This is a genomic window from Microcoleus sp. MON2_D5 (assembly GCF_036701905.1).
Classification (GTDB): Bacteria; Cyanobacteriota; Cyanobacteriia; order Cyanobacteriales; family Microcoleaceae; genus Microcoleus.
Window position 1 is genome coordinate 163585 of the sequence record NZ_JAUBRM010000002.1, and the last position, 19881, is coordinate 183465.

General features: G+C 47.6%; 17 protein-coding genes. 4 read left to right on the top strand and 13 right to left on the bottom strand.

The features are described from left to right. Positions 1 to 152 precede the first annotated feature (152 nt). The 3 genes from QUA47_RS01465 to QUA47_RS01475 form a co-directional block, all read right to left on the bottom strand. The gene (locus QUA47_RS01465) at positions 153 to 1280 is read right to left on the bottom strand and encodes a calcium-binding protein (protein ID WP_333429425.1); all 1128 of its coding nucleotides are present in this window, start codon (positions 1278 to 1280) and stop codon (positions 153 to 155) included. A gap of 585 nt (positions 1281 to 1865) precedes the next feature. Continuing rightward, positions 1866 to 2654 (bottom strand): SDR family oxidoreductase, encoded by a 789-nt coding sequence (locus tag QUA47_RS01470; RefSeq protein WP_333429426.1) that lies wholly within the window; start codon positions 2652 to 2654, stop codon positions 1866 to 1868. Between the two features lie 372 nt (positions 2655 to 3026). Then, positions 3027 to 3932: a nuclear transport factor 2 family protein gene (locus tag QUA47_RS01475; protein ID WP_333284501.1), complete on the bottom strand. Its 906-nt coding sequence runs from the start codon at positions 3930 to 3932 to the stop codon at positions 3027 to 3029. 221 nt (positions 3933 to 4153) lie between these two features. Between QUA47_RS01475 and murG the strand changes: the two genes are divergently transcribed. Beyond that, the gene (murG, locus tag QUA47_RS01480) at positions 4154 to 5218 is read left to right on the top strand and encodes an undecaprenyldiphospho-muramoylpentapeptide beta-N-acetylglucosaminyltransferase (RefSeq protein ID WP_333429427.1); all 1065 of its coding nucleotides are present in this window, start codon (positions 4154 to 4156) and stop codon (positions 5216 to 5218) included. Positions 5219 to 5288: 70 nt separating this feature from the next. Here the strand turns inward: murG and ureG are convergent, their stop codons facing one another. The 4 genes from ureG to QUA47_RS01500 form a co-directional block, all read right to left on the bottom strand. Then, a complete protein-coding gene (gene ureG / locus QUA47_RS01485; protein WP_190663468.1) occupies positions 5289 to 5885 on the bottom strand; it encodes an urease accessory protein UreG in 597 nt (198 codons plus the stop codon). 37 nt (positions 5886 to 5922) lie between these two features. Further along, entirely contained in the window at positions 5923 to 6636 is a 714-nt protein-coding gene (locus QUA47_RS01490) for an urease accessory protein UreF (RefSeq protein WP_333429428.1), read from the bottom strand. Positions 6637 to 6794: 158 nt separating this feature from the next. Further along, positions 6795 to 7232 carry an urease accessory protein UreE gene (gene ureE, locus QUA47_RS01495; RefSeq protein ID WP_333429429.1) on the bottom strand — a complete coding sequence of 146 codons (438 nt, stop codon included), beginning with the start codon at positions 7230 to 7232 and terminating at the stop codon, positions 6795 to 6797. A 430-nt stretch (positions 7233 to 7662) separates the two neighbouring features. Continuing rightward, positions 7663 to 8112, bottom strand: coding sequence for a DUF4168 domain-containing protein (locus QUA47_RS01500; RefSeq protein ID WP_333220566.1), 450 nt, complete (start codon positions 8110 to 8112; stop codon positions 7663 to 7665). Positions 8113 to 8938: 826 nt separating this feature from the next. Between QUA47_RS01500 and QUA47_RS01505 the strand changes: the two genes are divergently transcribed. Both QUA47_RS01505 and QUA47_RS01510 read left to right on the top strand, forming a co-directional pair. Continuing rightward, positions 8939 to 9454, top strand: coding sequence for a DoxX family protein (locus QUA47_RS01505; protein ID WP_333429430.1), 516 nt, complete (start codon positions 8939 to 8941; stop codon positions 9452 to 9454). Then, positions 9451 to 9966 (top strand): DUF4385 domain-containing protein, encoded by a 516-nt coding sequence (locus QUA47_RS01510; RefSeq protein ID WP_333429431.1) that lies wholly within the window; start codon positions 9451 to 9453, stop codon positions 9964 to 9966. The genes QUA47_RS01505 and QUA47_RS01510 overlap by 4 nt, the downstream gene beginning before the upstream one ends. 101 nt (positions 9967 to 10067) lie before the next feature. Here QUA47_RS01510 and QUA47_RS01515 read toward each other — a convergent pair whose 3' ends face one another. From QUA47_RS01515 to QUA47_RS01540, 6 genes are all read right to left on the bottom strand, one after another. Beyond that, a complete protein-coding gene (locus QUA47_RS01515; RefSeq protein WP_333429433.1) occupies positions 10068 to 10583 on the bottom strand; it encodes a regulatory protein RecX in 516 nt (171 codons plus the stop codon). 42 nt (positions 10584 to 10625) lie between these two features. After that, positions 10626 to 11036 (bottom strand): AbrB family transcriptional regulator, encoded by a 411-nt coding sequence (locus QUA47_RS01520; RefSeq protein ID WP_015177612.1) that lies wholly within the window; start codon positions 11034 to 11036, stop codon positions 10626 to 10628. A 1451-nt stretch (positions 11037 to 12487) separates the two neighbouring features. After that, complete coding sequence (locus tag QUA47_RS01525) at positions 12488 to 12640, bottom strand: hypothetical protein (protein ID WP_333429434.1); 153 nt, start codon at positions 12638 to 12640, stop codon at positions 12488 to 12490. 18 nt (positions 12641 to 12658) lie between these two features. Continuing rightward, on the bottom strand, positions 12659 to 14359 hold the full coding sequence (locus QUA47_RS01530) for a CHAT domain-containing protein (RefSeq protein WP_333429435.1): 1701 nt from the start codon (positions 14357 to 14359) through the stop codon (positions 12659 to 12661). Between the two features lie 4 nt (positions 14360 to 14363). Further along, on the bottom strand, positions 14364 to 14498 hold the full coding sequence (locus QUA47_RS01535) for a hypothetical protein (protein WP_333429436.1): 135 nt from the start codon (positions 14496 to 14498) through the stop codon (positions 14364 to 14366). A 613-nt stretch (positions 14499 to 15111) separates the two neighbouring features. Further along, positions 15112 to 15291: a hypothetical protein gene (locus QUA47_RS01540; RefSeq protein ID WP_333429437.1), complete on the bottom strand. Its 180-nt coding sequence runs from the start codon at positions 15289 to 15291 to the stop codon at positions 15112 to 15114. 743 nt (positions 15292 to 16034) lie between these two features. Here QUA47_RS01540 and QUA47_RS01545 point away from each other — a divergent pair. Then, positions 16035 to 19881: cadherin-like domain-containing protein (locus tag QUA47_RS01545; protein ID WP_333429438.1), on the top strand; the 3847-nt coding region annotated here is incomplete at its 3' end.

The window sequence follows — 19881 nt, forward strand, 5'->3', positions numbered from 1 at the left end:
TTGCAACCGCTAGCCGTAGACATCACGGGCTCAAGTTATTAATAAGCTTTCTAAGTTTTGACGCCCGATCGCTGATTTTTTTGTGAGCTTTTAGCCAGCCGATAATGTTTAAATTCTATTAATGATAGATCCACCCTAAATCGGGATAAACTTTAAATTATTTCAAAGTTATTCGACCCAAGATTCAGGTTATTACCTACTTGAGCGACGATCGATATTTGACCGTTTTGATTGCGGTAGTACAGCGAACCGTCAACCGGGTTGTAGATCAGATTAGCCGCGCCTGCAGCCCCAGGAGTGTTGGGATTGAAATTGGGGTCGGTAATAAATTGGTTGCCAGTTAGATTGCCCGGTATTAAAGCATTAAACACAGCTTTATCAAGCTGAATTTTATCTTCTGTAGGATTAAAGTCGGTAAGAGTATCCATATTATCTATGCCGAGGAACTCGAAGCGGAATGTATCCGCCCCCGCACCACCTGTTAGGGTGTCATTTCCTCTGTCGCCAGAAACAAGGTCGTTACCAGCATCACCCATAACGATGTCATTGCCTTTACCGCCGTACAACATATCGTTGCCATCGCCGCCTCTGACAGTATCATTTCCTAAGTTGCCACTTACGAAGTCGTTGCCAGCGCCGCCAAATAGCCAGTCATCGCCTTTACCGCCGAAGATAGAGTCGTTGCCCTCGCCACCGACGACGACATCCTCGCCCTTGCCTCCAAAAAGGGTATCGTTGCCTTGACCGCCGTCGAGGAAGTCATTGCCACGATCGCCAGAAAGGATGTCATCGCCGTCGTCGCCATAAAGAACGTCATCGCATTTACCGCCGAACACCGTATCGTTGCCAGCGCCTGCTCTAACATAATCATTTCCCTGGTTGCCTTCGATATAGTCGTTGCCGTCGCCACCGTCGAGGATGTCGTTGCCGCGATCGCCGTAAAGGACATCATTGCCAGCATTGCCCTCAACGATGTCATTGCCTTTACCGCCCATGACAGTATCATTGTCCTCGCCCCCAGAGAGAGTATCTTCTCCCTGGTTGCCTTGGATGACATCCTTGCCACCGCCTCCACCAACTAGATCGTTACCTTCTAGAGCAGCCAATTCTTCATCTTGGTTACTGCCATAGGCAATGTCGTCCACAGCAGTGAGGGTTAGTTGGGGGATACCGGGTCTAGTGGTGGGCCTGGGTTGACCGTTGGAGCCTATGATAATCAAACCATCACAGTCATCTGAGCCTGTACTGGGTGGTGGACTAGGAATTACGATTTGAGACATGGTAAATCCTTTGTTGAGGATAGTGATTTATGTGCAGTATCTGCACCCTAGCGAGATGACCAACCAGCTAAAGAAAGCAATCAATCAAGCTTTTAAGCAAATCAACCTAGAAATCGCAACTGATTGACAGGCCGATCGACGATCGGTCAAGTTGTTGCCCATCTGTTGGATCGTCCTTTTAACCCAACTATTAAGACAGCGTTCTGTTCAACGCTTAAGGGTTGAGTGGGATTTGTTACATCGGACATAGCCTGTCATCTCGAATCGGGGAATATCTATCGAGAGCCTTTATCTCTCTGGTGATACTTACTCGCTACAATCCTGATGTCCGGAATGGTTGTATGTGAAATTAGTCAAAAAATGCAAATTATTTATTTATTTTTTATATTAAAAAAAATACTTAGGCAACCATAAACTATTTAACTATCCAGAACTATTGACTTCACAATTTATAGCAAGTCCTGGTTATAAATCCCTGCTAACCCTCGGCGGGAACTTTTCCTAAACAAACGAAGTCTGAGCATATATAAACTCAGAAATAAAGGGGTTATTTAAGTCGGATTTGGTCTCACTACTAATGAGTATTCACAACTCTTTTCTGTGAACCAGAGTTGCACTAGCTTGGTCTGTCGGAACTAGCAAAACTTCGCTAATATTGACGTGGGGCGCTCGCGTCGCGCAAAAATACACTACATCGGCTACATCGTCCGCCGTCAGCGGTGTCAATCCTTGATAGACATTTTTGGCTTTTTCTGCATCGCCGTGAAACCGGACATTGCTAAATTCTGTTTCCACCAAACCCGGCTCTATTTCCGTCACGCGCACGGGTGTTCCCAAAAGGTCTTGTTTCAACCCTTCGGAAATAGCTCTCACTGCTGCTTTGGAAGCGCAATAAACATTACCTTTCGGATAAGCTTGGCGGCCTGCTATGGAGCCGATATTCACTACGTGGCCGCGACCTCGGCTTACCATTCCCGGCACGATCGCGCGAGTCATGTAAAGCAAGCCTTTAACATTGGTATCAATCATTTCTTCCCAATCTTGGAAGTTGCCTTCGTGCAGTTTGTCTAAACCACGGCTCAATCCCGCATTGTTAATCAGAATATCGATGCTTTTCCAGGCATCGGGAAGCGCAGTTATCGCCGATTCCACTTGCGGGCGATCGCGCACGTCCAATTCTAGCAAATAAATCTCGTTCGCCGATGCGATGGATTTTGTTTCTACAAGTTCGTTTGCCAGTCGATCGAGCTTTTCAAGGCGGCGGGCTGCTAAAATTAGTTTGGCTCCTCCTTTGGCGAATATCTTGGCACAGGCTGCTCCGATACCGCTACTCGCACCTGTAATGAAAACAATTTGGTTTTGGATAGAAATCATTTTTTGTCAGTTGTTAGTTGACTGTTGGCTGTTGACTGTTTGTTGACTGTTGACTGTCGTCATTGGTTATTTGTTAGTTTTTTTATTTGTTAGTTGTTATTTGCTATAGCCTTTATCGCTATATAGCCATCCTAAATCATGTGTGAATTTCTTACTCCCTCCCCTTGATAAGGGGAGGGTTGGGGTGGGGTCAAAAATTTACGACTCCTGCAAGGATTGCTATAGTGAGGTATGTTTAATTCCTTTAATGAGATTTTTTATCTTCAAATATGTACCTCGTGTGACTAATAACCGCTATACAACTTACTAATCACCAATCACCCATTACCCATGCCCCATGCCCCATGCCCCATGCCCATAACACCTATTTTATTATTTGACAACCCGCAATCGCACACTAACCGTTGCAATTCCGCCTTGTCGCATCAAAACTGCTGAAACCCACCGATTTTCGGGCGTAGCCGGAGCTTTGCCTACTTTAAAAATCCCCCCGGAATTTAGCAACTCCAACTCGACTTCTGAGGGATTAAAAAAGGTTTTTTCGGTAATGGGTTCCTCCAAAACAGTCCCTATTAAAATATCATCGCCGATCGGCTCTCGCACAATGGCATCAAAATGGTACTCTTCGCCCACCTTAACTTGATCCGGAAAATTCACTTGAATTGTGGGAGGATTTTGCCCCGAACTAAGCTGAGTTTGTTCTGCTAAAATCTCTTGACTAACTATTTTTTCACCTTCAAAGCGCTGCTGGGAACGGATGGTAGCTTTGAGAGTTAATTCTCTGCCATCCTTTTTTTGAGTGCCGGCAATTGTAGTTATGGTTTCTGCGAGAATTGCGCTACCTTCGGTTTTCCAAGATTTGATCTCGGTGCGGTAATTTAAACTCGGATATCGATTCCAGAGTTGGGTGAGGGCTTTTTCCATGCTTTGGCTGTTTAAGCCGTCAGAATGAGTGAAACTCGGGCTGTAAAATGCCATGACTGCTTTGACATCACGCCGGTTGGCCGCTGCGTCAATTTGTGTTAGCACTTTTGTGAGTGGGGCAGGCGCAGTTGCAGGGGTTTGGGCGATCGTTTGGGGAGTCGCCGCGATCGCACCGATCGCTCTTGCCGCACTAGGATGCAGCACGCCAGCACTTACCACTGTTAAACATAACAACATTTGAGCGATCGACTGCCCGCAGTTAAAGCCAAAAACGATCGCGCGATCGGGTTTTTTGTCCCGACGGCTGGAAAAATACTGAGATGCACTTGGCACTAAATTCAAAAAATTACGCATTAGATGATAATTTGGTTATTTGTCAGGGGTCGTAGCTTGGGCAACTGTTCGCCTGCAACGAAAACTGACAACGGAAGCAGGGACACGGCACAATCTAATTTTAGATGGCTGATTCAAAATTGGCTGAAACTGCCGGAATAATAAGCATAATAATCTAAAACCTCAAATATAAAATTGATCGACCTGTGGAACTTGTACTTGTAAAAAAAGAAACAAATACCTTGACAAAAGCCCCCCTCCGGTTGTTGGTTGCAGCTAGCGGCACTGGTGGACATTTATTTCCCGCGCTCGCCACCGCTGGGCAGTTGAACGACTGTCAGATAGAATGGCTAGGAGTCCCAGACCGCATGGAAACCCAGTTAGTTTCATCCCTTTACCCCCTCCACACGATCGCCGTTGAAGGCTTTCAGCAGGGATTTGGGCTCGGTACACTGCGAATTTTGGGCGGACTCGCCGGCTCGATCCTTCAGGTGCGGAAGTTGCTCAAAGCGGGAAATTTTCAGGGAGTCTTTACTACCGGGGGTTACATCGCAGCACCGGCAATTCTAGCGGCCCGTTCTTTGGGTTTGCCGGTAATTCTCCACGAATCGAATGCCATTCCCGGGAAGGTGACGCGCTGGTTTAGTCCTTTGTGCACTGCTGTGGCGATCGGATTTGAAGCAGCAGCCCAGCATTTACCCCGCGCGAAAACCGTGGTTGCTGGTACACCGGTGCGATCGCAATTCCTCGCCCGCCAACCTCTAAATTTGCCAATTCCTGACAGTGTACCTGTAATTTTAGTCATGGGCGGCTCTCAAGGTGCTGTCGCAGTCAATAAGTTAGTGCGCGAGTGTGCTCCGGCTTGGTTTGATGCCGGTGCTTGGGTGGTTCACCTCACCGGAAATAATGATCCGGATGCTGAAAGTTTGAAACACGAGCAATATTTGTCAATGCCATTTTACGACAATGTGGCGAGTTTGTTGCAGCGAGCAAATTTAGCAATTAGTCGATCGGGCGCGAGTGCTCTGACAGAATTAGCCGTGACGGGACTACCTTCTATTTTAATTCCTTTTCCTCACGCCGCTGACGACCACCAAAGATTTAATGCGGAAGTATTTGCTAAAGCCGGCGCCGCCGTGGTATTCCGTCAAAGCGAACTGACAGCAGATGTGTTGCAAAGCAAAGTGTTGTATTTGTTAAGAGATTCCGACTATTTGGAAAAAATGTCTCAAGCAGCTTCTGAATTAGCAGTCAGAGACAGTACAGAACGTTTGGCTAATTTGGTCAAAGAATTGGTGGTGCGGTGATATTTTTTAGGAATTTTAACCGCAGATGAAGGCAGATAAACCCAGATGAACGCAGATGAAGACTGATGTGTTACACGACGTGGGAGTGGATGAATTTAACTACTGATTCTAATCCTTCTTTGGTCTTCAAGTTAGTAAAAACAAAAGGTTTATCGCCTCGCATTTTTTTCGTATCCCGTTCCATCACGCCTAAATCTGCTCCTACATAAGGTGCGAGGTCTGTTTTATTAATTACTAATAAATCAGATTTAGTAATTCCTGGTCCGCCTTTGCGCGGAATTTTATCGCCCGCAGCGACATCGATCACGTAAATTGTTAAATCTACTAACTCCGGGCTAAAAGTTGCCGCCAAGTTATCGCCGCCACTTTCTACAAACACTAAATCTAAATCAGTGAATTTGTGCTCTAACTCTTCTATAGCTACTAAGTTAATGGAAGCATCTTCGCGGATGGCTGTGTGGGGACAGCCTCCCGTTTCTACGCCCAAAATTCGATCGCTCTCCAAAGCTTGACTCCGAACCAAAAACTGTGCATCTTCCTGAGTATAGATATCATTAGTAACTACAGCAATCTGGTACTGCTGTCGCAGTGACTTGCACAAAGCATCAAGTAAAGCAGTTTTTCCCGAACCAACCGGCCCAGCAATTCCTAGACGAAAAGCACCCATAGCGATTTTAGATTTTAGATTTTAGATTTTCTGATTTTCAACTCCGAAATAACCGAGTGTACTGAGTTTCGTGCGCCATACTAGCTAGGGCTAACCCCCAACTGCAACTACCCAGGTCATCATCTTCTAAGTGTAAAACTTCTTGCGCCGTGCAGCTAAGTTGAGACTGCAAATCTAACAATAACTGTTGACCGGCTGTTTGACCGAGGGGAATCAGTTTCACGCCCGCACTCGCCAAATTGGCAGCCCAACTGTACAAATATCCTAACACGGCCACTTCCTCTTCAATCTGCCAGCTTGCCGCGGCAATGCCAAAGCCGATCGCAAAATTGCACTGATTGCTGCCAGATTCCACAAATTCTTTTACAATTGTGGTTAACTCAGAAGCAACGGGCGATTCCCTGCGGGATAGCTTCGCTTCACGCAAATCCAGCAGCAACCTGACCAAAGTCCGCCCCATTTGCCAACTTTGCAAGCGCAATTCTTCTGTTTCCTTAGTAGCAGTCGCCCAAGCATTCCAGTAATTCAAAGCTGTCAAATCCCCTATCTGTGCCGCCCTCAAAGCCCTTACCACCACAGCGGCTTCTACTCGAACAGCCCCGAATTGCAGCGAATTTTCTAACCAATTTCTCAAAGTAATCTCGCTGTCGATCGCACCGGTTTCTACCAGACTTTCGATTCCCTCAGAATAACTATAAGCTCCCACAGGTGCAAAAGCTAGCTGTAACAAACATAAAAGTTGATTGTTCACTGTTGACTGTTGACTGTTGACTGTTGACTTCTTCCTTCGTGAAGGACCGAAACTAATGTGGTTATAAGCCCTCGGATTCCAAGGTGGGAGTAAATCTAAAATCTAAAATCTAAAATCTAAAATCTAAAATCTAAAATCTAAAATCTAAAATCTAAAATTTAATGGCTGTGCACGTAAGCGCCCATTTCCGGCTGAAACGGCACAATTTCCTCTGTTACTTCCAAACCCATTTTTTCGAGCATTCCCTGCAACACAGAGTCGGGAGAAAGCCTTAAATAATTATCGGCAATTTCTAAAGCTACGTGACGGTTTCCTAAATGATAAGCCGCCCGCATCAGTAGCAGCGGACTTGATGCCCGCGCTGTCAGCACCGGTTCGGGTTTTGCACTTACCAGTACCAAACAGCTACCGTCTTCCGACTGCAATAAATCTCGATCGCGCAGTACCGTACCTCTGGGCAAACTCAGGTGCAGCTTTTCCCCCGTCTCCGTCTCGAATCGGTGACGGCTGCGAGTGCGATCGTCCGATGTCATTTGTAAAGTAAAGCTGACAATAGCATCGGGATTTGCAGGTAAATGTTTTGTGAAGGTTAGCATTTCTATATTCTATTCCTCAGAGCAATTCACTTGAACTTGAGTTTTTGAGGAATATCTTTTTTATAGCCGAAGGAATAAGGAAGACTGAAGTTCCAATCTTCAGCTCATGTTTCAGAAATTAAAAACGTCTTAATCGTGTTGGCGATCGCTATATCTCATTCCAATTTACAGCAAGTTGAAAAATATTCATCTCTCTGACCGCTCCCGTTCTGGTCTCCTTACCAAATTTATGTTATTTTGTCAAGCACTTAATCACAGACGATCGCTTTTTTTTCAAAAAATTTTGCCTACCGTCTAGGAACTCGAACAATTTAAATCTCCAATATATTGTTGGGGGGAGGTAGCGGTTAGGCATCCTGCCTGCCCTTAACAAGCTTTTATGGAGAAGTCTAATAGAACGGGAGAGGAAGAAAGACTCAAACCATCAAGCTTATTGATTGCCCGCTTGTTGCAGTCGCAGGAGCTCGGCTTGAATTCGCTGTTTGACTGCCGGGTCCGCTTGCTGGAGCAAAGTAAGCTGGTTGAAGCGACTAACTGTCAAACCATAGGTTTCGATAGCTTTTTTAGCTTGTTGGCAGTAATTCACGGCGATGCCACGAAAATTTCCAGACAGCCTATTAATTTCCTGAGTTTCATTGCACACTACTCTGGGAACCGAGCCTCCAGCCATTCTTTTAATTTCGTTATAAGCTTCCACCCGTCTGGGTTCTATTGCCAACACAGCGCGAGCGTAGCTAGTAATTTCTTCGCTGCTAATTTCTTGAGCTTGGGCTGCTGCTCCGAAAACGAGGTTTGGGGATTGTGTGTACAAACCGGGCGCCCATCCGCTAGCTAAAGCTGCGGCAGAAAAGATGCCAAGCAACAGCGATTGTCGCAGCATCCGGTTTATGCCAAATTTAGACGTGTTTATTGAGGTGTTCATGGTCGTCGGTGATTGATTGCGTGTAGATAAAAATGACACAGCGCTTGGAGGCTCAATCTTTTTGAATAATGTGGTGGCTAAAAAGTTCCTGCCGTTGGTGACTATTTTGAATTCCAGCAGGATGGTTGGGGAGTTGCTACGACGATCGGCTTTTTAGCGAATTCAATAATTTCATTCATTATAACATCTGTGGGAAGTTGACAAAACCCTTACTTTAGACGGTAATTTTAATTACAGAGCGTTCGGGAATTGCCTCTCCCAATAATTCTCAAAGCGCCAATCTTAAATAATTCTAAAAATTCTTGACAAATTACTCGCATTATTTAGTCTAATCCAGGTACGCGCGAGCGAAGCTATCCCGAATGCGCGTGCCTTCGGTGAAGGGTAGGAAATCGCCTGCAAAGCAAGGTCAAAATTAACAGTAATCGCACTCATCAATTGCCGCGATGATTTATTTAATGTTAGGCTGTGGCTCATTTGTCAATCGAGAAAATCCCCCGCTGGTTTGGCCACTAACGCAGCCAGAGCCGGAACAAAAATCCTGTTTTACTACCCGAAGATAGAGACAGCAGCAGGGAACTAGACATTAAAATCTTGTTATCAAAATGCACGCTATCTGTTTTTGGCCGTCAACGCCCAGACTTTCGATTCCAGTTCTCGCTACCTCCAGTTTGGGGCTGTGAAAACTTGTCTGGGAGTTACCCAGAAACCTGGTTTTTGTACGCAATAAAATCGTTACAGCCACCAGCAAGAGCAGACAAACCCGGAAAGCTGGAATTTTTGGATGTCAGTTTTATGGCCTTCTAGATCCCAGACAGCGAATTTTGGCAAGCCTTATCGCAGCAATTTAACAATTATTAATTACCCATTGCCCATGAAAAGTCAAAAAGAAATTTGGCGAGTTATCCTCGCAGTAGCTATGAGTATTGTAGGCGTGCTGCACTTTGCAGTGCCGACACCTTTTATCCGAATCGTCCCGCCCCAGCTTCCTTACCCAGAAGCCTTGGTTTATATCAGCGGTTTTTTCGAGATTTTGGGTGGCATTGGGCTGTTAGTTCCTCCTGTCAGCAGGGCGGCGGCATGGGGATTAATTGCCTTGTTTATTGCCGTGTTTCCAGCTAATATCAATCAAGCCGTCAACAACATTCCGATAGAAGGGATTCCCCACAACCAATTACTGTATTGGTTCAGGCTGCCTTTTCAAGCTGTCTTCATTGCTTGGGCCTGGGTTTATACCCAACCAGACGAAGGTAAACCCCGGGCTTCTATAGTTCCCGATAGAACAGAAAATGCCCAATGAAGCAGTTCGACTACTCTTTGGATTTTAAGAACATCGACTTTCGAGAGCACCCGGAACTTTATCGCGTAGGTAAAGGAGAACAGGGAGTGCTGTTGGTGGAACCCTACAAAGGAGAAATTCTGCCTTTCTGGAGATTTAAGACTCCTGAAATTGCCAGAGAGTCCAGCAGCAAAATTTACTCCTTGTTTTTAGAGTATCTCGATCGCGAAGATTTTGTGGGAGCCGACATGGCCCGCAAGTTCTTGCAGATGGGATATACTCGAGCGCGTCGCTACGCCAACCACAAAAGCGGTCGAAAATACCAGCAAAACCCTCAGAAGCTGAAGTCTGTTGCAGAGCAAACCGCTGCTCGAAAAGATATTTTGCCGCTACAAGCAGATCCGGTCAAAGCAGAATCCGCCGCCATTTTTCAAGAAAAATGGATGCTGGCCAAAATCAACGAGAAATATCTCGAGCTTTTAGCCAGACACCGGCAGATGTACGAATCTTATTTAGTCAACGCTGAGGATTGACATACATTTACAAAAACTCAGAACTTACACTTTAGCCCCGTCGGCAGCAGTGTAGTTGTGCTTGCCTATCTGGGCCGCACCTATTTGGGTGGCCCTACTATTTACTCGTCATCTTCTTCTGTTTGCCACTGCCGCCAAATTTCAAAGGCATTAAAGCCCCTGTATTGCAGGTAATTCAAGACTTTGCCCTTGGTTTTCGGATCTGCTTTACCCCAAGTATCGATCTTGTATTTCCGCATGACTTTGGCTTTTAATTCGGCCAGTTTTTCTGCTTCGGAGTCCTGATTTTCGGCAATTTCTTCTTCCCAGACTTGCTCGAACAAATCGTTGGTAATTCCTTTTTGCAGGCACTTGCGCTTGATGGCCGACTTCCCGTATTTGCCTGCTGCAGAGGCGATCGAGTTTGCCACCAAGCGAGTGTCGGACTGATAGCCGCGGTCTTGAATTTGCGCGATCGCCTCCAATATTTCCTCATTGCCAAAACCTTTCTCTTGCCCCTTTTTGCGAAGTTCAGAGGCACTGTAGTCTTTGCGGGACAAGAGAAAATAGAAATAGTCAAGACAGCTCATCAGTTGCATCGAAGGGTGGCGCGCAAATACTCGTGTAGCGAATGCCAAATCCAGTCGCCTTGCTATCGGCTGACTGCCTCGCGATCGCCTCTATTCTTCTGTATCCTCCTCTTCATCATCCAATTCCACATCCGGTCTGTCCACATCGATCTGAATCAAGCGAATGTGCTTGTATCCGAGCTTAATTTCAAACTCGTCTCCCGGCTTTAATCCCATTTCTTGGGTATAATTTGCCCCGATCACGATCGAACCATTCTTGTGAACGCTAGCTCGATAACTCGCTTCTCGCCCGCGTCCGTCTGCCTTCGACTTCTCTAGCTCAATGCCCTTAGCAGCTAACACTGCATCGTAAAACTCAGCCAGATTAATCCGGGTTTCTCCACTTTTGCTGACAGTGAAGTAGCCGCAAAGCTTTGCAAGTTCTCTGCGCGGCAAATCACTGCCTTTGATTTTTTGAAGCAGACCTTTTCCTGTTAAGGGTGCTGTAGCTGTTTCTGCCATTGACCGTACCTCGCTTATTGGACTTTACTTATATCAATTACAACACATTAGATTAACTTTGTTTCACTGTCAATACTAAGAATTCTGAATATTAAGATTCTGGATAAATTTTTGCCGCCTCAAGACCGGGGGTGCAAGTAAGGATGCTCGAAGGGCGATCAATTTGCTCCTCGCGGCCCAAATGCTTGTGTAAGCCTCTGAGCGATCGCGCGGGGAATTATTGTCGCAAATTAAATGCTTTACTTTGTTACAGTAAAGTCTGTTCCCTGCATTCACCAATCCCCGATCGAGTCTGTGGTCAAGGTAAAAACAAGATAGCCATGAATCGAAATACCTAGAGCGCGGCCGCTGCAAATCTGCCGACAGCATTTACCGGCCGGGGTTAACTTTTACCTCAACAAGGGGAGGCAGCACTTGTTCTCGATGCCCCTGCCAGCTACTTGCAAAATCACTTTACAAAAAGAATCCAACTGTAGGCCCGTACTCCAAACCCTTATGGAATAAGTCATTCCCAATTCTTCAATCTAAAATCTAAAATCTAAAATCTAAAATAGTATAAACCCTATTTTTCGGGCGGGAAATCCCCTCAAAACCCCAAATACCAACGAGCAATCTTCTATTAAGGTGTTGGGCATATAACTTGCACAGAACGCAGTCTGGGGAAGGCAATCCGGTAAAAATTGAAGGAAATTTCACCTCTTCGGTAAACGGGTTTAAGCTAAAACCCGACTCAATGGGCGCGGCGGCAGAAACATCCGGCAGCCACTAAGAGGGGAATAGTTTTGATCGGGCGAGATTGCTTCGCGACTCTTAACACTTCGCCAGGAATCAGTAGATGTCTAGGGGGAACTCGGGAAAATCTTCCTCCTACGGCCACCAGCCAGAGAACTTGAGGTTATTTCCACAGGGGAATTGAAAAAGACCGAGTTAAATGCACAACCGCTTAAATGTTTGATGCACTACAAATTATCAGCGGTTCCCGACATGGAGTTTCGATGGAAATATATTGGTTTCCACTCGGGGCCTGTAAACTGCCAGACTCTCAAAATTTATCCACCAACTGGAGGGGCGCGTCAAACTCACAGCCGCTTCCATACTTAATTATTGTGAAATATACCAACCGCACTGACGGTGAGGACGTTCTTAATTGTTGCAACTCTGGCTTTTATTGTCTTGTGCCGAATGACGAATGCTGCTGCTGCCGACTCAGCCCGCCCAAAAACGCATATAAGCCACCGACTCCTGTCGTGGAGAGATCAAAATTTTAGACTCTTGTTCAAGCTTCCAGATTCATCTGTGGAGTAAATCTAAAATCTCAAATCCTTCGACTTCGGGCTCAAGCCGAAGTCGAAAATCTACAATCGACTGACGAATTCTATATCAAGCAGTCCCGGACTTACTCTCTCGACGAGAAACCCGGTTTCTTCCTAAATGCTTGGTTGCGCTGCTGCTTATTTTCGGTAAAAACCGGCTTGATGAAGGTAAGTCCGAGATTCGATCGAGCAGCATACTTTCGATCGCTTTTCCACCGGCAGCCGATCGCGAACGGCCAGCAAAAACCCCACCCAGTTTGGAGCCAGACCAAGAGGGTGTAAATTCCGCATAGCAGTGGGCGATCGCTTTTAGTGACGTTGTTGCAGGTAATTTTGCGACAGGGGAGTCCGTACCGCCGGTAGTAACTCTTCAGGTTTCGTGTCCCGCTGGTGCGAGTAGCGCCACCCGAAAAAGCCAGCACTCAAAGCAACGGGCAATAAGCAAAGCATTAGGGCGACAGATGTTTTCAACCCCGGTTTTTTTAACGGTTTCTGAGTCGGTGCAGCGGCGCGAGTTGCTTGGATCGCCGAAGACTCAGAATTAGGAATAGAGGACGGCGAAGCCGTCGGTGAGTTCGGTGAATTAGTGGCATCGAATCGATCGTTCTGGTGAACCCAATCCCTGCGATCTTTTAATTGGTCGGGAAAATATTCCCAGACTTCGCCGTCAGAACTGTCTGACTCATGCGATCGATTGGCTGGGATTGGCGGGTATTGGGCGATCGCCGAGAGTGAAGGTGGCGCACTCCATTCTGTACCCGCCAGAGCCGGCGGCGTTCCCGACGCGATTATTTGCACCCGAGACCCGGATGTCGCGCTGTGGGCTGGGCCACCGATCAGATAGCCGTCAAAGTCCGGGTGCTGGTAGAGAATGGGCAAAGCCCAGTATAGCTGGTGAGAACCGTAGGCAGAAATTAGCCCAGCTCTGGCCCGGCTCAGGCTCAGATCGACTGGATAGCCTTGATTGAGGTTGCGGTAAAACAACCGCGTCAGAGTTAGGGCTACATCGTCGGGGATGCTTTCTGCCATTGCTAGCACGGCCGGAATGCCCCGCTTCACTAGAGCTTCGGTTAAGTTCCGTTCCGGGCTGTCGTCCGCGAGGTCTGAGGGATCGCCGTAGGCGCCGCGGCAGGAGTTGAACACGGCCATCTGAATACCGTTGTTAACAAGCAATCCAGCTAAGTCGTCGCCACTCAAGGTTTCGGTTAAGCCGGTGCGGCTGCTGACTAGGTAGAGTTCGCCACCTCTGGAACCTAAGTTGCTGTGGCCTGCGTAGTGCAGGACTTGGTAGTGCCCTTGTTCTAGGGCTTGGGTAAGTTGTTCTCGATCCGGCTGTTCGAGAATAGTCAGTTGAATTTCCGGAGAATGCGGGCTGTTTTTGAGAGGATTAGCGCTGCGGTTTTGGAGTTCTTGTTGCAGGTGGAGCACTTCTCGCTTGAGCTGCAAGCTGTCTCGATCGCTCGGAGAGGCGATCGCCATTAAAATTTTTAGTGGCCCGCTACTAGGCACTATCCGGGTTTGTTTGAACAAACTTGTACCTGGTTGGTAGCGAGAAAACACGACATCCGTGCCGGTTGCCAAAGGGCGATCGCCGGCGTGCAGAACTTCCCACGGCAGCCGCGGCAAGCGCCGGCCTTTGAGTCCGAGTCGCAGTTGCAGCACTTCTCGGCGGTGCTGGGCGATGCCTTGAGCGCAAGTCCAGCTATCGCGCAAGTTTCCTTGAAACAGCCCGCTGTATAATTGTTGCCCCAGGGCTACTAAATTGGGCGCTGAGTTGTTTCCCGAACGGGAGAGGCCGCGACCACCCAAATTGCTTCCCTGTACTACTTTTCCCTGGAGCAAGCCCACCAGCGGGTCGTTCATCAGTTGAGCAGACAGTGCCAGCCATTCGTCGATCGGCCAGCGGACTTGTTGTTCGGCTAAGGGTACACCGGGTGCAACCCTTTCTGTCCGCACTAGATATTCGTCGTCCCCAACAGGGGTGACTGAGAGTTGAAATTCCTGGCTCACGGATTTAGCGCCCTCCCGCCTTAATTCTGAATTTGCCTGCGTTTTTGTGGCTAGCAATAGCACTCGGCAACATATTTTTTACTCTTTCTATCAAAGTTTCTGAATGCGCTTCCCCCGATCGGGCGATCGATAGGGTCATATATATTTGTTCAAACACTTTGAGAATATAAAAGTTGTACTTTAATAACAGTTTATTAGTTTTGATTGCCCTGTGGCTCGGTGAAAGCCGAATTTTCTCCAATCTTCCTATCTTTAACATTTTGCACCTCTACCGCAGACCCCTTTAGATTCGTCGTGAACTTGAGTTTCTCATTGCTGAGTAAAGTTAAATTGGAGGCACTTTACCAGGCGGATCTCTAGTTCTTATTAAAATTACTTCGGCTCACCCCAACCGGTTTCAGGGCAATATCGCAGGGAAAGTTGAGTATTTTATTTTTTTTGCCGATCGGTCAAGCGGTCTTTACCGCTTATCCTCTACCACTAACCCCCCATGTGTAATCTTGATTTTGTGTCAATTAATTAATTGGTCAGCCCTGGGTTCTCATCCGTAAGCCCTCCGCCCTCATCCTTAAGACCTCAGTGGCGATCGGTAATCGATAGTTGACCGTCGATAATTGCTAATAACTTATTGCTAATTTACCGCTTTTATGATATAGAAAACTTTTTATTTAACTCTCTTAATCTAGTTAAAGTTAAGCAGCAAAAATAAACGTAAGCAGCCAAGAACTCTCAACAATACAATGGCAATCAAATTATTCCGGTACTCTCAAGCAACCATCATTTTTGGCATCTAGAAAATTACGCCTCATCAGGCCGGTTTCTCGGAGAATTATTTGATTTGGTAGCGAAGCCTCTACAAAACAATAGGGTTTCGCAGCCTCGCCGTGGTCATTCCCGCTCAAAATGCCGATCGAGCTTGCAACTTGCACCAAAAACGACTTCTGCTATATACTACTTCTTGACAAATTTGGCAATCTGTCTTGAGATAGAGCTATTTTAACCTAACTATTAGTATTGATCCGAAAAAAAAATTTTTTCTCAGTTCGCGAGGTTTCCTCGAATCGAGAGAAAATTGTGCAACCAAAAATTAGAACAAATATTTACCCGGGCGAATTATCTAAATTTCTAATTACTCATCGGGAACTAAAATTAGGAGCGTGCAGTCGTTTAGTCAAGAGATTCAAATCCTAAGTCAGGGAAGGATTTGTCAAAGCTGGGAGTGTTATAAAAATTCAATGCACTCAGCCGAGCTCGCAACAAAAGCAAGGGTAAAATTTTGGGGATACAGGTTTTGGGTAGTTATTTGGGAGTTGTAAGTTGCGAGGTAAAATCAGCTATTTCACTGTAGAAATTACGTAGAGAATCTACAATTATGGGCCCTTCGGTGCAGCTTACTGTAGAAACTACGGAGAACATCTAAACAGCTCGGCGCTTCGGCGCAGCGCTTACGGTGTAGGTGGCGGATCAATTAATTTGGGTTCGCAATGGCAGAAGATAAAACTCACAACATAGTGAAAAAAACCCTTGCAGTTTAAGTGGCATCTATAATAGTAAAGATGAGGAGAGCAGATCCTCTAGTAGGCGAAAGTATGAAGTTAGATTTTTTCTTCTGCTGCCTCCTGCTTAGTGATAAAGTGATTGTAAGAAGCTTACCATTCTTTGGGAAATATCAACGATGGAAGGACAATTGTTCTTAGCAAATGAACCGGGAACACTTTTTCCCAAGCGAAATGAAACACAAAATCCTGTCGGGGGTTTAGACAATAACACCCCTCAAATTTCCGCTGAGAAAGCGATTGAGGAAGCGATCGCAAGAGAGCTTGGCACCTTGGCCGATAACGACAAAGTTACGACACCCGAAGAAGGTGCCGGCGACGACGATGATGACAGCGGCATCGCTTTCCAGACTTTTGGAGGTAATGATGACGATGATGACGATGACTTAGATGATGGCAACGGCATCGATCGCCGCCGAACCGTCGTCGGTACCGAGGACGATGACTTAATTGTCGCCACCGGCGCTAACCAGGAGATATTCGGCAAACAAGGCCGAGACAACATCAAAGGAAACCGTGGCAACAAAAATAATATTTACGGGGGTAAAGGTGACGACGATTGCGAAGGCGGCGATGACGACGATGAAATAAGAGGCGATCGCGATAAAGACAACGTTAAGGGCGGCAAAGGCAACGACAAGCTTAACGGCGGTAAAGATAACGATACCCTGATGGGCGGTACCGGCAACGACACCTGCGAAGGCGATGACGGCGATGACTGGGCCCACGGCAACGAAGGAGATGATAAGGTTGACGGCGGCGCCGGCAGCGATACCGTCTATGGCGGCAAAGGTAACGACGATTGCGAGGGCGGCGAAGGCAACGATAACGTCAGGGGCGATCGGGGCAACGACAACGTTAAGGGCGGCGACGGCAACGACAACGTTAACGGCGGCAAAGATAACGATACCGTTAGCGGCGGTGCCGGCAGCGACAACGTTAGCGGCGACGACGGCAACGACAACGTTAGCGGCGGCACCGGTAACGATACCGTGATCGGCGGTGCCGACAGCGACAACTGTGCAGGCGACGACGGCGACGACAGCGTTAGCGGCGGCACCGGTAACGATACCGTGATCGGCGGTGCCGGCAGCGACAACGTTAGCGGCGACGACGGGGACGACAGCGTTAGCGGCGGCATCGGCGACGATACCGTGATGGGCGGCGACGGCAACGACAAGTGTGAAGGCGACGACGGCGACGACAGCGTGATGGGCGGTGCCGGCGACGATACCGTGATGGGCGGTGCCGGCAAGGATACCCTCATTACTGGCGACGGCAATGACAAGGCAGACGGCGGCGACGGCGACGACAGCGTTAGCGGCGGCGGCAACGGCGACGATACGCTGATGGGCGGCAACGGCAACGATACGCTGATGGGCGGTACTGGCAACCATACCTGTGTCGGCGGTGAGGGAAATGACGTTTTTGCCATGAGTGACCAGTCTGGGGGAAGTGCAGTCATCACTGACTACCAAGACGGCGGAGACAAGTTTGTGCTGGCTGGCGGCTTGAACTTTAACAGCTTGAGCTTTGTACAAGTCGAGGCCAATACTGAAATTCGGGTCAATAACAGGACGCTGGTGCGATTGTCGAATGTCAACGCAACGCAGATCGATGCTAGCGACTTTTTAGGAGTTGATCCTCAAACTCAAACTCCCACTCAAACTCCCACTCAAACTCCCACTCAAACTCCCACTCAAACTCCAACTGCGATTTTTAACCCTCCGCGAGTGGAAGCTAATAAGCCCTTGACTGCTGGTTCCAGCGGCGGCGAGGTAGTTATTACTCCTGATTTGTTGAATTTTGTCGATGACCAGCAAGGTCCTGGTGGCATAGTCTACACGGTAACCGAGCTGCCCGATGCTACAACCGGCCAACTATTCTTTAAGGGAGTCGCCGTAACACAAACCGGTTTGACCTTCACTCAAGCAGACATTAACGCAGGCGTAGTAAGTTTCAAAGCGACACTAGGTTATAAGGGTGAGGCTGGTTTTGGTTTTAAAGTTACCAACGGCAGAAGAGAATTCACCGGCCAACGTTTTGGCTTAACTGTCGAGCAAAATCTATTTAAGTTTGCTGGCACTACAGAACCTCAAGTTATTGTCGGTTCTCAGACGCTGGATAACGACATCGAAGGCGGCGATGGTGACGATAACATTACAGGCGGTAAGGCCAACGACAAAATCATCGGCGGCAAAGGTAAGGACACAATTAAAGGCGGCGATGACGATGACGATATCGACAGCGGTGATGACGATGACGATATCGAAGCTGGCGCCGGCAATGACATATTAAAAGCCGGCAAAGGTAAGGACACAGTTAAAGGTGGCGATGGCGATGACGATATCGACGGCGGCGATGACGATGACAATCTCGAAGCTGGCATCGGCAATGACAAAATCATCGGCGGTAGTGGCAATGACGTATTAACAGGAAATGAGGGCGATGACTCGATCGAAGGCGGCACAGGAACCAATAGTCTAATTGGGGGTGCTGGAAGGGATCGCTTTATTTACCGGACTTCCCGCCAAGAGATTCAAACAGTTGCAGAAGCTGACTTTATTACTGACTTTAATGTCACTGACGATGTTTTAGAGCTTTCTACGGCAGCTTTTGCTAATCTCACCGTTTCTAGCTTGACCCGACTGGACATTACTCTTAATTCTGCTCCTGGGTCGATCGGCAGCGCTAATTTGCTCGACTTCACTCTGGATACCAGTGTTACCAGCATCGCGACTTTGCAAGCCCGGTTTGCACAGTTGGGTGGCAACCCAGAGGCGCCTATTTTCTGTCAGTTTACAGATGCCGCTACCGGCCGTTCTGTACTGGTATTTGCTGTTGGGGCGCGCTTTGAAATTGTGGCCAGTTTCGCGCTGAACATTCGCCTGCAAGTAAGTAACTTTGTCTTCACGGGCCCGTCACTAAATATTCCTGTCGGTACTGCCGGCCCTGACAATGTGGATTTCACCACTTCTCCGGCCCCAGTTAATTACGATGGTTTAGCAGGCGATGACAAGATTGTCGGCAGCAACTTTAACGATAGCCTCAAGGGCGGCGACGGCAACGATACCATCACCGGCGGCCTCGGTGTGGATGCCATAAGCGGCGGCACTGGTTCGGATCTGTTTGTTTACAGGACAACTAAAGAAGGCGGCGATAAAATTTCCGACTTTACTGTTGGGGTAGACAAATTCGAGTTTAGCGCGAGCGCTTTCGGCAATTTGACTACGACTAACTTTGACGGTGTTACCGGGGTCTCTCCTGACATTACTGGCAAAGAGTTAGTGATTTTCACAGGCGGCAGTTATGCCTCTTTGGAAACTGCACAAGCTAAAGCCCTGGGCAATTCTACAACTGCTGGTTTCTTCGCATTTACTAATGCCTCGAACGAGACTGTGTTGTATTTTGACTCGAACGGTACCGTGGCCGGTGGTTCTACCTTGATTGCGAATCTGGGTACTGCTGCTAGCAATCTGGGAACGGCGGACTTTGTATTTACAGGTACGATCGCATCTCCTGCGAATGGTACTACTACCAACTCAGGTAGCGTTGCCGATTTAACTGCTGCTGGGAATACTTTCCCAAGCGACTTTAACAATTTCGGTTCTGGTGTTGGCGGTTACAACTTCACTACTCCTGTCTTGTTTACCGGAGATGCGAAGGCTAACAGCGTCACTGGTACTCAGTTTGCTGACATCTTCAGCGGCGGTTCTGGTGCAGATGTTCTGGCTGGCGGTTCTGGTGCGGATCTGTTTGTTTACAAAGCAGCAGGCGAAGGCGGCGATACAATTACCGACTTTACTGTTGGGGTAGACAAATTCCAGTTTGTCAGCGGTGCTTTCGGTAATTTGACGACGACTAACTTTGACGCTGTAAGTGGTTCAAATCCTGACATTACTGGCAAAGAGTTAGTGATTTTCACAGGCGGCAGTTATGCCTCTTTGGAAACTGCACAAGCTAAAG